General features: G+C 61.9%; 13 protein-coding genes. 7 read left to right on the top strand and 6 right to left on the bottom strand.

The window, feature by feature from the left end; all coding sequences use genetic code 11:
* Positions 1-11 precede the first annotated feature (11 nt).
* Positions 12-1,175 carry a M20 aminoacylase family protein gene (locus TG4357_RS13640; protein WP_058263448.1) on the top strand — a complete coding sequence of 388 codons (1,164 nt, stop codon included), beginning with the start codon at positions 12-14 and terminating at the stop codon, positions 1,173-1,175.
* A gap of 19 nt (positions 1,176-1,194) precedes the next feature.
* On the opposite strand, the gene TG4357_RS13635 is transcribed toward TG4357_RS13640, so the two are convergent.
* The 3 genes from TG4357_RS13635 to moaA all read right to left on the bottom strand — a co-directional run bounded on the left by TG4357_RS13635 (position 1,195) and on the right by moaA (position 4,529).
* Positions 1,195-2,193 (bottom strand): polysaccharide pyruvyl transferase family protein, encoded by a 999-nt coding sequence (locus TG4357_RS13635; protein WP_058263447.1) that lies wholly within the window; start codon positions 2,191-2,193, stop codon positions 1,195-1,197.
* A gap of 69 nt (positions 2,194-2,262) precedes the next feature.
* Positions 2,263-3,513: a 3-deoxy-D-manno-octulosonic acid transferase gene (locus tag TG4357_RS13630; RefSeq protein ID WP_158509081.1), complete on the bottom strand. Its 1,251-nt coding sequence runs from the start codon at positions 3,511-3,513 to the stop codon at positions 2,263-2,265.
* A gap of 8 nt (positions 3,514-3,521) precedes the next feature.
* On the bottom strand, positions 3,522-4,529 hold the full coding sequence (moaA, locus tag TG4357_RS13625) for a GTP 3',8-cyclase MoaA (RefSeq protein WP_058263445.1): 1,008 nt from the start codon (positions 4,527-4,529) through the stop codon (positions 3,522-3,524).
* 84 nt (positions 4,530-4,613) lie between these two features.
* Here moaA and TG4357_RS13620 point away from each other — a divergent pair, with 84 nt between their 5' ends.
* Positions 4,614-5,063: a hypothetical protein gene (locus tag TG4357_RS13620; protein ID WP_058263444.1), complete on the top strand. Its 450-nt coding sequence runs from the start codon at positions 4,614-4,616 to the stop codon at positions 5,061-5,063.
* Between the two features lie 63 nt (positions 5,064-5,126).
* Here the strand turns inward: TG4357_RS13620 and TG4357_RS13615 are convergent, their stop codons facing one another.
* The 3 genes from TG4357_RS13615 to glmU are packed head-to-tail and all read right to left on the bottom strand — an operon-like array spanning position 5,127 to position 8,985.
* Positions 5,127-5,813 (bottom strand): DNA alkylation repair protein, encoded by a 687-nt coding sequence (locus tag TG4357_RS13615; protein ID WP_058263443.1) that lies wholly within the window; start codon positions 5,811-5,813, stop codon positions 5,127-5,129.
* The gene (gene glmS, locus TG4357_RS13610; protein WP_058263442.1) at positions 5,810-7,630 is read right to left on the bottom strand and encodes a glutamine--fructose-6-phosphate transaminase (isomerizing); all 1,821 of its coding nucleotides are present in this window, start codon (positions 7,628-7,630) and stop codon (positions 5,810-5,812) included. The genes TG4357_RS13615 and glmS overlap by 4 nt, the downstream gene beginning before the upstream one ends.
* Positions 7,630-8,985: a bifunctional UDP-N-acetylglucosamine diphosphorylase/glucosamine-1-phosphate N-acetyltransferase GlmU gene (glmU, locus tag TG4357_RS13605; protein ID WP_058263441.1), complete on the bottom strand. Its 1,356-nt coding sequence runs from the start codon at positions 8,983-8,985 to the stop codon at positions 7,630-7,632. The genes glmS and glmU overlap by 1 nt, the downstream gene beginning before the upstream one ends.
* A gap of 138 nt (positions 8,986-9,123) precedes the next feature.
* Here glmU and TG4357_RS13600 point away from each other — a divergent pair, with 138 nt between their 5' ends.
* The 5 genes from TG4357_RS13600 (at position 9,124) to TG4357_RS13580 (ending at position 15,571) form a co-directional block, all read left to right on the top strand.
* Positions 9,124-9,801 (top strand): HAD-IA family hydrolase, encoded by a 678-nt coding sequence (locus TG4357_RS13600; protein WP_058263440.1) that lies wholly within the window; start codon positions 9,124-9,126, stop codon positions 9,799-9,801.
* Positions 9,802-9,832: 31 nt separating this feature from the next.
* A complete protein-coding gene (locus TG4357_RS13595) occupies positions 9,833-11,026 on the top strand; it encodes a DegT/DnrJ/EryC1/StrS family aminotransferase (RefSeq protein ID WP_058263439.1) in 1,194 nt (397 codons plus the stop codon).
* A gap of 199 nt (positions 11,027-11,225) precedes the next feature.
* Entirely contained in the window at positions 11,226-12,389 is a 1,164-nt protein-coding gene (locus TG4357_RS13590) for an isovaleryl-CoA dehydrogenase (protein WP_058263438.1), read from the top strand.
* 3 nt (positions 12,390-12,392) lie between these two features.
* Positions 12,393-13,970, top strand: a complete 1,578-nt coding sequence (locus TG4357_RS13585; RefSeq protein ID WP_058263437.1) for an AMP-binding protein — start codon at positions 12,393-12,395, stop codon at positions 13,968-13,970.
* Positions 13,967-15,571, top strand: a complete 1,605-nt coding sequence (locus TG4357_RS13580; RefSeq protein WP_058263436.1) for a carboxyl transferase domain-containing protein — start codon at positions 13,967-13,969, stop codon at positions 15,569-15,571. The genes TG4357_RS13585 and TG4357_RS13580 overlap by 4 nt, the downstream gene beginning before the upstream one ends.
* Positions 15,572-15,617: the final 46 nt, after the last annotated feature.

Raw genomic sequence — 15,617 nt, 5'->3', positions numbered from 1 at the left:
GGACCACCCCTATGCCCGTTAAGAACCGCTTTGCAGAATTGCAGGATGAAATTACCGTCTGGCGTCGTGACCTGCACGAAAACCCGGAAATCCTCTATGACACCCACCGCACCAGCGCCATCGTTGCCGACAAGCTGAAAGAATTCGGCTGTGACGAAGTCGTGACTGGCATCGGCCAAACCGGTGTCGTCGGCGTGATCAAGGGCAAGGAAACCGGTTCGGGCAAGGTCATCGGATTGCGCGCCGATATGGACGCGCTGCCGATCCATGAGCAGACCGGGCTGGACTATGCCTCCAAGACCCCTAATGCGATGCATGCCTGCGGCCATGACGGCCACACCGCGATGCTGCTGGGGGCGGCGAAATACCTGTCCGAGACGCGCAATTTCGACGGCACCGTGGTGGTCATCTTCCAACCCGCCGAAGAAGGCGGTGCCGGGGGCAAGGCGATGTGCGACGACGGATTGATGGACCGCTGGGGCATTCAGGAAGTCTACGGCATGCACAACTGGCCCGGTCACCCCGTGGGCAGCTTTTCTATTCGTCCCGGTGCGTTTTTCGCCGCCACCGACGTGTTCGAAATCGAATTCGAAGGCGTCGGCGGCCATGCGGCCAAACCACATGAAACCGTCGATACCACGGTGATGGCGTCGCAAGCGGTGCTGTCGCTGCAAACCATCGCCAGCCGCAACGCCGATCCGGTCGATCAGGTGGTGGTTTCGGTCACCTCGTTCGAAACCTCGTCCAAGGCGTTCAACGTGATCCCGCAGCGGGTGATGCTGAAAGGCACCGTGCGCACGATGAGTCCGGAAATGCGCGATCTGGCGGAAAAGCGGATCGGTGAGATCTGCAACGGCGTCGCGGCCACATTCGGGGGCACCGCCAAACTGGATTATCACCGCAATTACCCGGTGATGATGAACGCCGAGGAACAGACCGATTTCGCAGCTGACGTGGCCCGGTCGATCAGCGGCAGCTGCGATGAAGCGCCTTTGGTGATGGGCGGCGAAGATTTCGCCTTCATGCTGGAAGAACGCCCCGGCGCCTATATCCTCGTCGGCAATGGCGACACCGCGATGGTGCATCACCCCGAATACAACTTCAACGACGAAGCGATCCCGGCGGGATGCAGCTGGTGGGCCGAAGTGGTGGAAAAACGGATGCCTGCGGCCTGAATTCGGCCCCGGCCTTGTCCTAGCCTTGCGCCAAGGCGGCAATATCCTTGAACAACTGGTCGGCGTCGTTCTGTGCTTTGGCGCAGAACGCGCGGATCAGGCGCAATTCTTCGTCCGAATAGGGCATTGCGGATGGCGGCGTTTCCAACGCCTCCTCGCCCACGATCCGCGATGCGTCCATCCCGGCATCGCGCAGCAAGCGTTCGATCTTCGACGCGTTTGAACTTAGCGCCAGAAACGGCGTTTCCACCAACATCGACAGGCACACCGCGTGGAACCGTCCGGTGATATGCAGCTCGGCCGCCGCGATATCGCGCAGATAGGCAGCCTCGTTCGGGGCCATTTCAAACTGGGGACCGCGCAGCGGCAACACCCCGTTATAAAGCCGATAAAGCCCCGCACGTGCCAATGGCCCAATCACCGGCAGGGTCCAGATCCGACCGCGCAGCGTCTTGGTCGGAATGAACCGTGCCTCTGCCAGGCGCTGCGCCGCCCGCGCCAGCACCCGGCGTTTTTCGAACCGAACGGAATCGCCGACGATCACGCCGTGGCGGGGCAGGGGCGCCACCTCAGCCGGGGCGGACAGTGACAGATCCGGCAGCCAGCGCACAGCGTTTTGCGTCGCCTGCTGCATCGATCTGGCGCTGTCGCTGTCACGCGCCGCGATCAGATTGATTTCGGTCAGATAGCGCGCCCAATCCAGCGGATTGTCCTGATACAGCGCGTTGATCAGGGCGATAGGCCTGCGCCCACGCGCCGGATGCAGCGCCACTTTCAGCAGCTTTTCACCCTCCGGCTTGCCATGGTGCAGCGTACCTTCACCATTGATCACGATCAGATCGGCCCGCTCCAGCGCGGCCAGAAACGCTTCGTCCTGATCCCAATCGTTGCGCGCGGCACTGCGGGCGATCACCTCGACCCCCTGCCGCTGCAACCCGGCCACCAGCAACCGCATCACCCGGGCACAGCCGTGATGGTAACGCGTCGCGGTATCGTTCATCAAAACGGCTTTGATCATGCTGGGCTCCGGTGTTTGCGCGGCGACCCTAGGCGGCGGTGCGGTCAACGGCAAGGGTGGGTTTCGGCGCTATAACAACCCGCGCACCAAGGCGCGGGTTTCTGCGGCAATGGCCCTTTTCCCCGCCATGAAGGCACGGGCGGCGCTTTGCGTCGCGTCCCGGTCCGGCGCGCTCAGCCACTGCAACACCGCGCGGCCCAAATCCGCGCCGTCCGCGACCTCGTGGGCAATGCCCGCTGCTGCCATTTCGGCGTAACTGTCGGCGAAATTCACCACCTTGGGCCCATGCAGCACCACCGCCCCGAAGTGCGCCGGTTCAAACGGATTATGCCCCCCTTGCGGCCCGAACGATCCACCCAGAAATACCACCGGCGACAGGCTGAGAAACAGGCCGATTTCGCCCAGACTATCGGCCAGATAAAGCTGCGTCCGGGCGGTGATCGCCGTGCCTTTCGATCGTTGCGCCACCGCCATCCCGGCCAGCCCCGGCAGCGCCAGAATTTCCGCCGCCCGTTCCGGGTGCCGCGGGACCAGGATCAGTAACAGGTCGGGTCGCTGCACCAAGGCGGCCCGATGCGCGGCCAGAACCTCCGCATCTTCCCCGGCATGGGTCGATGCCGCGATCCATACCGGGCGGGCGCCGATTTCCAGTTGCAGCGCGGTCAGCGCCGCCCGATCCACCGGCGGCGGTGGCAACGCGGCTTTCAGATCGCCGGGCACATGCAGCCGCTCCGCCGCCACGCCCAAGCCGCTCAATTGCTCCGCCGCTGCCGCATCCTGCGCGGTGATCAGATCGAACCGGCCCAGCAGCGCGGCGCTGGTTTTCGCCGCTCTGGCGCGGCTTTTCGAAACCCGTGTGTTGATCAATGCCATCGGAATGCCGCGCGCCTTGGTTCGCAGGATCAACCTTGGCCACAGGTCGCCTTCGACGAACAGCGCCAGATCAGGGGCCCAATGGTTCAAAAAACCTTGGACCGCCTTTGGTGTGTCCACCGGTAGATATTGGTGAATGGCCCCCTCCGGCATCCGTTCCGCCGCCAACTGCGCCGCCGTGGTGGTGGTGGTGGTGAACAGCACCCGCGCCTCGGTATCAGCAGCCAGTTCATCGGCCAACCGCAGCACCGACAGCAGTTCACCAACCGATGCGGCATGCACCCAGATCAACCGCCCTTCGGGTCGCGCCTCCGTCGCCCTGCCCAACCGTTCAACGAACCGATCAGGGGCAGCTTGTTGTTTTTCATGCGCCCGTCGCGCCGCGCGGGTCAGCAGAAAAGGTGCCAGCGCGGTCAGCCCCAGATAAAGCCGTAACAGGCCGGTCATGGTCGGGGTCATCCGCCGGTGTGGCTCATGTGGCGGGACATCTTGCCCGCCACGTCCTGACGCGAATAATCGAAATCATGGCCCTTGGGTTTCAACCCGATGGCCGCCCGGATCGCCTGTTCCAGCGGCGCATCGTCGCCGGGATGATCGCGCAGGGCAGGGCGCAGGTCCTGCATCCCTTCCTGTCCCAGACAGGTATAAATTTCACCGGTGCAGGTCAGCCGCACCCGGTTACAGCTTTCGCAGAAATTATGCGTCAGCGGGGTGATGAACCCGATCTTTTGCCCGGTTTCTTCCAACCGGACATAGCGCGCCGGACCGCCCGACCTTTCGTCCAGATCGGTCAGGGTGAACCGATCCGCCAATTGCGCCCGCAGATCGCTCAGCGGCCAATATTGATCCAACCGGTCTTCGTTGCCGATATCGCCCATCGGCATGACCTCGATAAAGGTCAGGTCGATATCGCGGTCCTTGCACCAATCCACCAGATCGAACAATTCGACATCGTTGAAGCCTTTCAACGCGACCGCGTTGAGCTTGACCCGCATGCCGACCTTCTGGGCGGCATCGATCCCGCGCAAAACCTGCGGCAACCGGCCCCAGCGGGTGATTTCGGCAAATTTCGTCTCATCCAGCGTATCGAGCGAGATATTCACCCGCCGCACCCCCGCCGCCCACAGGTCGCCGGCGAATTTTTCCAACTGCGACCCGTTCGTGGTCAGGGTCAATTCCTTCAATGCGCCACTGTCCAGATGCCGCGACATGGCGTTGAAAAACGTCATGATTCCGCGCCGGACCAAAGGTTCGCCGCCGGTGATCCGCAGTTTTTCCACCCCCAGACGGATGAAGCTGGAACACATACGGTCCAGTTCTTCCAACGTCAGCAGGTCTTTTTTGGGCAAAAAGGTCATGTTTTCCGACATGCAATAGACACAGCGGAAATCGCACCGGTCGGTGACGGAAACGCGCAGATAGGTGATGGCGCGTTGAAAGGGGTCTATAAGAGGTGCTGTCATAGCGATGAACCTAGGGGCGGAAACCTGCCACGGCAAGGGCGGATATGATTGATTGGCCGGTCGAAAGGTCGTAGCCTCGCCGCTATGAAAAAGCTTGTCCTTACCCTTGTTCCCGCTTTCGCCCTGTCGGCCTGTACCGATGTTCCGCTTCTCGGCACACCGCCTTGGCAACGCCAGGCAAAGCCGCCGGTTGTCTCGCAACCGACCGAAGAAACCTTGCCAGCCCCCGATGAAATCGAAATCGCATCTCTGCCCGATACCGGGTCGGCCCAGCCGGGCAGCGGCGGGCTTTTGGGGATGACGGTCGCTTCGCTGGGCGATCCGGCCCGGGACGGGTTCTGGATCGAAACTCCGCTGATTTCGGCTCCGGGCAGGGGCCGCGTGCGCTATCCGGCCAATGGCCGCGAAGTCAAGGTCGAACTGCTTCCGATCGAAGGGCCGGTCACTGCGGGCAGTCGGTTGTCGCTGGGCGCTATGCGGCTGCTGGATGCGCCCCTGTCCGGGCTGCCCAAGATCGAAGTCTATCTCGACTAAGCCATTTGCGGCGAAACCTGACCCAGGTTTCGCCCGCTTTTCCAGTGCCGGAAAACGTCGCACTCAGGCTTTGGGTGGCAAATATTTCGACGCTTCCTTGCGCGCGAAAGGCTTCATAACCTTGCCATGTTCGCGCAGGAACGCGATCACCCGGTCGGGATCGTGTTTCGACAGATCGCGCAGCCACCACGCTACCGATTTCTGGATGAACCATTCGGGATCGTTGACATAGGCGGCGGCCCAACCCAACACCGTTTCGCGGATTTCCATATCCTGCGGCTTGGGGTGGTTCTGTTTGGTCCAGGGCAGGGTGACCACCATCGCGGCGCGACGTATCCAGTGACTGTCAGAGCGGGTCCAGTCTTCGACCTCAGCCACCCGCGACGGATCGGCGATCAGCCGTTTTTGCCCCGCCATCATCGCATGATCGGCAATCGCCCAGCTGTCCAGATCGGGCAACCAGCTTTTGATCAGCTCCCAAACCGCCTGATCGGGCTTGATCCGCGCTTGCGTCAGCAGCTTGGCCGCCGCTAGCCGGGCTTCGAAAATATTCGTGTCCCACAGCTGCTGTGCCAGCGTCACGCGCTGTTCGACCGTCAACTGCTGCCGCCATTCTTTGCTCAGATCGTTGATCGCCGGGTTGGAAACGCCCAGATAGACGCGCGGCACCTTGTGGTATTCTGCCGACCCTTCGGCGCGGCCCGGTTCCACCTGCGCCTTCAGCGCCTCCAATGCGTCGTCCAAGGTCATTCGACGGTCACCGATTTGGCAAGGTTGCGGGGTTGGTCGACATCGGTGCCCTTGGCCACTGCGGTGTGATAGGCCAGCAACTGCGCCGGGATCGCATAGAGGATCGGGGTCAGGACCGGGTCGATTTCGGGCATCACGATGGTGCACCAAGCATCGCTGGCGGTGTCATGTGCGCCATGTTCATCGGTGATCATGACCACCTTGCCACCGCGCGCCAGAACCTCCTGCATGTTCGACCGGGTCTTGTCGAACAGCGCGTCATAAGGGGCCATGACGACCACCGGCATGGTCTTGTCGATCAACGCGATTGGTCCGTGTTTCAATTCGCCAGACGCATAGGCTTCGGCATGTATGTAGCTGATTTCTTTTAATTTCAATGCACCTTCAAGGGCCAGCGGATACATCAACCCACGACCCAGGAACAGCACGTCCGACGATTCCGACAATTGCTGCGCGGCTTTCGCGACGGCCCCATCCTGTTCCAGCGCCGCGTTCAGGATCGACGGGGTCGCCCGCAACCGGCTCAGCAGGTCGCTGATCCGCTCAGGGCTCAGCGTGCCGCGCTGTTCGGCGGCTTTCAGCGCCAGCATCAGCAGCACCGTCAATTGGCAGGTAAACGCCTTGGTCGATGCCACCCCGACCTCGACCCCGGCCAGAATCGGCAGCGACAGGTCGCTGGCCCGCGCGATCGAACTTTCAGAAACATTGACCACCGACACGATGCTGTCGGCCTTGCCTTCGCAATACCGCAGCGCCGCCAGTGTATCGGCGGTTTCACCCGATTGGCTGACGAACAGTGCCACCGTGCCCTTGGTGATGGGCGGTTCGCGATAACGGAATTCGCTGGCGATATCGACCTCGACTGGCAATTGCGCCAACTGTTCGAACCAGTATTTCGCGGTCAGGCAGGCATAAAAGGCGGTGCCGCAGGCGACCATGGTCAGCCGGTCCACCTGGGTGAAATCCAAGTCCCCAGGCAGGTCCACAGAATTGCCGTCTTCGGACAGGTAATGGCGCACCGCTTCACCGATCACCTGCGGCTGTTCGGCGATTTCCTTGGCCATGAAATGCTTGTGCAGACCCTTGTCGACCCGGGCGTCGTCCATGTGGATGATGCGTTTTTCGCGGTTGGCCAATTCGCCGTTGGCGTCGCGGATTTCAAGGCTCGTCCGGGTGATCACCGCGAAATCACCTTCTTCCAGATAGGTGATCGTGTCGGTCATCGGTGCCAAAGCGATGGCATCGGAGCCAACGAACATTTCGCCGTCGCCATGGCCAATTGCCAACGGGCTGCCTTTGCGCGCCGCGATCAACAGGTCGTCTTCGCCGTCGAACAGAAACGCCAACGCAAACGCCCCGTGCAACCGTGCCACGGTTTTGCGCGCGGCTTCCACCGGGCTGTGACCCTGGTTCAGGTGATGTTGGGTCAACAGCGCCACGGTTTCGGTATCGGTTTCGGTGCTGAACCCGATCCCGCTTTGCGACAATTCTGTGCGTAACTCGCGGAAATTCTCGATGATACCGTTATGGACCACCGCCACCGGCCCGGCCTGATGCGGATGGGCATTCTCGACGCTGGGTGCGCCGTGGGTGGCCCACCGGGTATGGCCGATCCCGGCCTTGCCCGACAATGGATCATGGACCAGAAGATCGCTCAGGTTGACCAGCTTGCCCACCGCCCGGCGGCGCGACAGATGGCCATTGTCCACCGTGGCGATTCCGGCGCTGTCGTAACCGCGATATTCCAGCCGTTTCAGCGCATCCACCAGTATGGGCGCAGCTTCGTGTTCGCCCAGAACCCCGACAATTCCGCACATTATCCTGCCCCTTTATCCCGTTTTGCCTTCTTGGCTTGTAATTTCTCGCGCAGCTTGGTCGCCAGACCCGGTTTGTTTATCTGGGCGGCCCGCGCAATCGCCAGCGCCTCATCCTCGACATCCGTCGTGATCACCGCGCCGCTGCCGGTCATGGCGCGGTTGCCGACGCGCACCGGCGCAACCAACATTGTGTTCGACCCGATAAAGGCATGCGCGCCGATTTCCGTCTTGTGCTTCAGCACCCCATCGTAATTGCAGGTGATGGTCCCGGCACCGATATTGGTTTTTTCGCCGATATGGGCATCGCCGATATAGCTCAGGTGGTTGACCTTGGCCCCTTGATCCAACACGGCATTCTTGATTTCGACGAAATTGCCGACATGCACGTCCTCGGCCAATTCCGCACCGGGGCGCAGCCGCGCATAAGGCCCGACAGTGGCGCCGCGCGACACGTGGCAGCCTTCCAGATGTGAAAAAGCGCGGATCCGAGCCCCGGATTCCACCGTCGCGCCGGGGCCGAAAATCACGTTGGGTTCAAGGATGGCATCGCGGCCAATCACCGTGTCATGGGCGAAAAAGACCGTTTCGGGCGCGGTCAGGGTGACACCGTTCTCCAATACCTCGGCGCGGGCGCGGGTCTGAAATGCCGCTTCCGCAGCGGCCAGTTCGGCGCGCGAATTAACGCCCAGCGTTTCGGCCTCTTCGCAGGTGACGGCGGTGGCCGACAACCCTTCGTTATGGGCCAGCCCGATGATATCGGTCAGGTAATATTCGCCCGCCGCATTGTCGTTTCCAACTTTATCCAGCAGGGCGAATAAAGTCTTGGAATTTGCTGAAATAACACCAGAATTACAGACAGTTATGGCGCGTTCCTGATCAGTCGCATCCTTGAATTCGACGATCTTTTCCAACCGGTCACCCCGCAGGACCAAACGGCCATAGCGGCCCGGATCGACGGCTTCGAAGCCCAGCACAACGACATCGTGATGTTGTCTTGCGTCGATCATGCGGGCAATGGTTTCGGGCTGAATGAAGGGCGTGTCGCCATAAAGCACGATCACATCGCCGTCGAAATCCGCCAGCGCCGCGCGCGCTTGCAACACCGCATGCGCGGTGCCCAACTGTTCGTCTTGCAAAACCACTTCGGCGCGGTCGTCCCAATCGCGGGCCACCTTGGCCACCTGATCGGCCCCGTGACCGGCCACGATCACCTGTTTTTCCGGATCGACCGCCGCGCCCGATTTCATCGCATGGATCAACAGGGGGGCCCCCGCGATCTGATGCAGGACCTTGGGCAGGTCCGAATTCATCCGTGTCCCCATGCCTGCCGCGAGGATGACAAGTGCCGTGCTCATGCTGTTACTCTTCGTATTTGCGTTGCGCCCGTTTTATCTGCTTGGCACAAGGGTGCAAGGTCGGATTGCTTCACGTGTGATTGCGGCTTGCAACACAGTCTGGCGGAAAAGCGCCAACAACTTCCCCGGAGGGCAGCAATGCAAACAGTGATCTTCGATCTGGACGGAACCCTTGCCGATACCAGCGGCGATCTGATCGCGGCGGCCAATGCTTGTTTCCGGGCCATGGGGCAGGGCGATGTGCTGGACCCGGTGGGCGATGCCGCGACCGCCTTTCATGGGGGTCGGGCGATGTTGACGCTGGGGCTGGAACGGATCGCGCAGGAAGATGTCCTGGGCGAAGTGGAAAACTGGTACCCGCAACTGCTGCGGGCCTATGAAGAACAGATCGACCGCTATACCACGATCTATCCCGGCGCGATGGACGCGGTCGGGCGGCTCAGCGATAGCGGCTACAAGATCGGGATTTGCACCAACAAACCGGAAAATCTGGCCGAGATCTTGCTGACCCGGCTGGGCATCCGCAGCGCGTTCGCTTCTCTGATCGGGGCCGATACCCTGCCAGTGCGTAAACCAGACCCGATGCCATTGCGCGAAGCGGCCCTGCGCGCCGGGGGCGATCCGGCGAAATCGCTGATTGTCGGCGACACCGCCACCGACCGCAAAACCGCCGAAGCCTTGGGCGTGCCCTGCATTCTGGTCACTTTCGGCCCGTCTGGGCGCGGGGTGGCACAGCTTGAACCCGAAGGCATGATCGACCATTTCGACGCCCTGCCGGCCGAAGTGGCGCGGTTGATCGGCACACCTTCGGATTGACGCCCATTGATCAAAGCCGCAGAACAAGCAGATGAACGAAAAATTCACCGGTAATTTCACCCAGCAGGAACCGATCCCCGACGCGGCGATCGAAGCCGCCGTCGCGGTGATGAAAAGCGGCCGTCTGCACCGCTATAACGTGGCGGCGGGTGATCCCGGAGAAGTCGCGCTGCTGGAACAGGAATTCGCCGCCGCGATGGGGGCGAAATATGCACTGGCGGTGGCCTCGGGCGGCTATGCGCTGGCCTGCGCCCTGCGTGCGGTCGGGGTAAAACCCGGCGACAAGGTTCTGACCAACGCTTTCACCCTGGCCCCGGTGCCCGGCGCGATCGCATCGGTCGGCGCGGTGCCGGTGTTCGTCGGCGTGACCGAAGACCTGGTGATTGACCTTGACGATCTGGCCGCGAAGACCGGGCAGGCGGATGTCTTGATGCTCAGCCACATGCGCGGCCATCTGTGCGACATGGACCGGCTGATGACGATCTGCAACGCGGCGGGGGTCAAGGTGATCGAGGATTGCGCCCATACGATGGGCGCGCGCTGGCGCGGCCGGTTGTCGGGCACTGACGGGGTAATCGGCTGTTATTCGACCCAGACGTACAAGCATCTGAATTCCGGCGAAGGCGGGCTGATGATTTCCGATGATCCCAACATCATGGCCCGCGCGGTGATGCTGTCGGGGTCTTATATGCTCTATGATCGTCATCTGGCCGCGCCCGATCCGGCCGTGTTCGAAGCGATCAAATATGATACCCCCAATATTTCGGGCCGGATGGACAATCTGCGCGCCGCGATCCTGCGGGTGCAATTGCGCGATCTGGGGCGGCAATGCGCCCGCTGGAATGATCGCTACCGCGTGGTCGAAGAAGGATTGCGCCACACCCCCGGCCTGACCGTGATCGATCGGCCCGAAGCAGAAGACTATGTTGGATCGTCGATCCAGTTCCTGTTGCTGGACTGGCCCGAGGATCAGATCGCCGACCTGCTGCGCCGCTGTCTGGCGCGTGGGGTCGAATTGAAATGGTTCGGCGGCGCGGAACCCAGCGGCTTTACCAGCCGCTATGACAGCTGGCGCTATGCGCCAAGCCCCCCGATGCAAGCCACCGACCGGGTGCTCAAAGGCATCGTCGACATGCGGCTGCCGCTGACGTTCAGTCTTGAAGATTGCGCAGTGCTGGCCCGGATCATCAAATCCGAGGTCGGCGCTGTGTGGCAAGCAGGCTGAGGGGCGCCGCCCCTCTGCGTTGAAAATCGCGGCGATTTTCAACGTATTCACCCCGGGATATTTCGCAAACAACAGAAGAAGGTTGCCGTCTTTGCGGGCGGCGGCGCAGCCGTCTGGCACATGCGCCCTTGACGCGACTCGGGGGCTGTGACATTTTATTGAACAAGTGTTCATTAAATCGGAATGGAGGAGCCGGGCCATGTTCAACGCAGTGATGAATTTCGATCTGGGCGAAGATGTGAATGCGTTGCGCGAAATGGTGCATCGCTGGGCGCAGGAGCGGGTCAAGCCGATGGCGGCCGAAATCGATCGCTCAAACGCCTTCCCTAACGAGTTGTGGCGCGAAATGGGGGAACTGGGCCTGTTGGGGATCACCACCTCCGAAGCCTATGGCGGTGCCGGTATGTCCTATCTGGCACATGTGATCGCGGTCGAAGAAATCGCCCGCGCCTCGGCGTCGGTCAGCCTGTCTTATGGCGCCCATTCCAACCTGTGCGTCAATCAGATCAAGCTCAATGGCAATGAAGAGCAAAAACAGAAATACCTGCCCGGATTGATTTCCGGCACAGCGATTGGTGCGCTGGCAATGTCGGAACCGTCTGCCGGGTCCGACGTGGTGTCGATGAAGCTCAAGGCCGAAAAGCGCAATGGCTATTACGTGCTCAACGGCAATAAATACTGGATCACCAACGGGCCGGATGCCGATACTCTGGTGGTCTATGCCAAAACCGACCCCGAGGCCGGATCGAAAGGCATCACCGCCTTCATCATCGAAAAATCGATGACCGGTTTTTCCACCTCGAACCATTTCGACAAGCTGGGCATGCGTGGATCGAACACCGCCGAACTGATCTTCGAAGACGTCGAAGTGCCGTTCGAAAACGTGCTGGGCGAAGAAGGTAAGGGCGTGCGGGTGCTGATGTCGGGGCTGGATTACGAACGCGTGGTGCTGTCGGGGATCGGCACCGGCATTATGGCCGCCTGTCTGGACGAAGTCATGCCCTACATGGTCGAACGCAAACAATTCGGTCAGTCGATCGGGGATTTCCAGCTGATGCAGGGCAAGATCGCCGATATGTATACCTCGATGAATTCGTCGCGCGCCTATGTCTACGAAGTGGCCAAATCCTGTGATCGCGGTGAAGTCACCCGTCAGGACGCCGCTGCCTGCGTGCTCTATGCCAGCGAAGAAGCGATGAAAGTGTCGCATCAGGCGGTGCAGGCCCTGGGCGGTGCTGGGTTCCTGTCCGACAGCCCGGTTGCCCGGATTTTCCGCGATGCCAAGCTGATGGAAATCGGCGCCGGAACCTCGGAAATCCGCCGTATGCTGGTGGGCCGCGAATTGATGGCGGCGATGCGCTGAGCCATGCTGCCGCATGTTGACAGCTATGGTGCGCTGATCCGGGGATTTCGCTGGGACATCCCTGCGCGGCTGAACATGGCGGTTCAGGTCTGCGATGACTGGGCCGCGCGTGCGCCCGACCGGGTGGCGATCATCGACATGACCGGGGGCACCCGTCAGACCGTCAGCTATGGCCGGTTGCGGCAGATGGCCGACGGTTTGGCGCATGACATGGTCCGGCGCGGCGTGCAACGCGGCGACCGGGTCGGCGTGTTGCGGTCGCAATCGCCGTGGACGGCGGCGGCGCATATCGCCTGCTGGAAACTCGGCGCGATATCGATCCCGCTGTTCAAGCTGTTCGGCACCGAGGCGTTGATAACAAGGTTGCAAGATGCCGGTGTCGATCTGGTCATTGCTGATCCCGAAGGCACCGAAGGGCTGGCCGAATGGCTGAAGGGGGCAGGGCAGCAATCGCTGATCCCCGAACATTGCGATCTTTCGGATACCCGCTTTGATACCGTGCAAACCGGCCCCGAAGACGCCGCCGTGCTGATCTATACCAGCGGCACGACCGGGGCGCCCAAGGGCGCGTTGCACGGTCACCGGATGCTGATCGGCCATCTGCCCGGGGTCGAGATCAGTCATGATTTTCTGGGCCAGCCGGACGATTGCCTGTGGACCCCGGCCGACTGGGCCTGGATCGGCGGGTTGTTCGACGTGCTGATGCCGGGGCTGGCTTTGGGCGTGCCGGTGATCGCCGCGCGGCTGGACAAGTTCACCGTCGCCGATTGTCAGCGTATCGTCGACATGGCCGGGGTGAAAAACATCTTCTTCCCGCCCACCGCTTTGCGCATGTTGAAGGCAGAAGACGCCGCCATTGCCGGCCTGCGTTCGGTCGCATCGGGCGGCGAACCCTTGGGGGCGGAAATGCTCGACTGGGGCCGCCGTGCCTTTGGCTTGCAGATCAACGAATTCTACGGCCAGACCGAATGCAACATGGTGGCGTCCTCCTGCGCGGCCCTGTTCAGCCCGAAACCGGGCTGCCTTGGCAAACCCGCGCCCGGCTTCGACATCGCGGTGCTTGACGCGGACGGCAATCCCACCGACGGTGAGGGCGATATCGCCATCCGCAAAGGCGCGGCCAGCATGATGCTGGGCTACTGGAACCGGCCCGAAGAAACGGCAGAGAAATTCATCGGCGACTGGATGCTGACCGGCGACCGGGGCACTTGGGACGGTGATTTCCTGCGCTTCGTCGGGCGCGAAGACGACGTGATCACCTCGGCCGGCTACCGCATCGGACCAAGCGAGATCGAAGACGGTCTGCTGAAACACGCGTCCGTCGCCACCGTCGGCGTGGTCGGCAAACCCGACGCGCTGCGCACCGAGATCGTCAAGGCCTATGTGGTGCTCAAACCGGGGTTTGACCCAAGCGACGCACTGGCCAGGGACTTGCAGGATTTCGCCAAGACCCGGGTCGCCAAACATTCCTACCCGCGCGAAATCGCGTTTCTCGATGCCCTGCCAATGACCGTGACCGGCAAGGTGATCCGAAAAGAACTGAAAGCACGCGCAGCGCGCGAAACCGAGGGCGACACATGAAACTGAAATCCCAAGCCATCCCGTCTTCAGAAACCTTCCAGACCAATCTGCGCGGCCATCTCGAAGCGCTCGAAACCGTGTCCCGCGCCGCCGAAGCCGCCCGGCTGGGCGGCGGTGAAAGGTCCCGCAAACGGCACGAAGAGCGCGGCAAGATGCTGCCGCGCCGACGGGTCGCCAACCTGCTTGATGCCGGGTCGCCCTTCCTCGAAATCGGCGCCACCGCAGCGCATGACATGTATGACAATGCCGCCCCCGCCGCCGGTGTCATTGCCGGGATCGGCCGGGTCCATGGCCAAGAAGTCATGGTGGTGTGCAACGACGCCACGGTGAAGGGCGGCACCTATTACCCGATGACGGTGAAAAAGCACCTGCGGGCGCAGGAAATCGCCGAACAGAACCATCTGCCCTGCATCTACCTTGTTGATTCAGGCGGTGCCAACCTGCCGCAGCAGGACGAAGTGTTCCCCGACCGCGACCATTTCGGCCGGATCTTTTATAATCAGGCCAACATGTCGGCCAAGGGCATCCCGCAGATTGCCGTGGTGATGGGGTCCTGCACCGCTGGCGGCGCTTACGTGCCCGCGATGTCCGACGTCACCATCATCGTCAAGGATCAGGGCACCATCTTTCTTGCCGGTCCGCCGCTGGTCAAGGCCGCCACCGGTGAAGTTGTCAGCGCCGAAGACCTCGGCGGTGGCGATGTGCATACCCGTCTGTCCGGTGTCGCTGATTATCTGGCCGAAGACGACGCCCACGCGCTGGCGCTGGCGCGCCGCGCGGTCAGCCACCTGAACCGCGCCAAGCCGCAGACGGTGCAATGGCAAAGCCCCGAAGACCCGGCCTATGACCCCGATGAAATCTTCGGCGTGGTGCCTGCCGATCTGCGCACGCCTTACGACATCCGGGAAGTGATCGCCCGGGTGGTCGACGGGTCGCGCTTTGACGAATTCAAACCGCGCTTCGGCGAAACGCTGGTCACCGGCTTCGCCCATGTCAAAGGCTGCCCGGTCGGCATCGTCGCCAATAATGGCGTGCTGTTTTCCGAAGCCGCCCAGAAGGGCGCGCATTTCATCGAACTGTGCAGCCAGCGCAAGATCCCGCTGGTGTTCTTGCAAAACATCACCGGCTTCATGGTCGGGCGTAAATACGAAAACGAAGGCATCGCGCGGCACGGGGCGAAAATGGTCACCGCCGTCGCCGCCACCAAGGTGCCGAAAATCACCATGCTGGTGGGCGGCTCCTTTGGCGCGGGCAATTACGGCATGGCGGGTCGGGCCTATTCGCCTCGCTTCCTGTGGACCTGGCCGAACAGTCGCATTTCGGTGATGGGCGGCGAACAGGCCGCCGGCGTTCTCGCCACCGTCAAACGCGATGGCATCGAGCGGCAGGGCGGCACTTGGTCGGCAGAAGAAGAAGCCGATTTCAAACGCCCCACCATCGACATGTTCGAACAGCAAAGCCACCCGCTCTACGCCTCTGCCCGGCTCTGGGATGATGGCGTCATCGACCCGCGCAAAACCCGCGACGTGCTGGCGCTCAGCCTCAGCGCCTCGCTGAACGCGCCGATCGAAGACACGCGGTTCGGCGTGTTCCGGATGTAATCTTTCTTCTGTTCAAAAATATCCCCGGGGGTCCGGGGGCAGGCAG

It is taken from the genome of Thalassovita gelatinovora (assembly GCF_001458355.1).
GTDB classification, from domain to species: domain Bacteria; phylum Pseudomonadota; class Alphaproteobacteria; order Rhodobacterales; family Rhodobacteraceae; genus Thalassobius; species Thalassobius gelatinovorus.
This window is presented reverse-complemented; position numbering and strand designations above follow the sequence as displayed.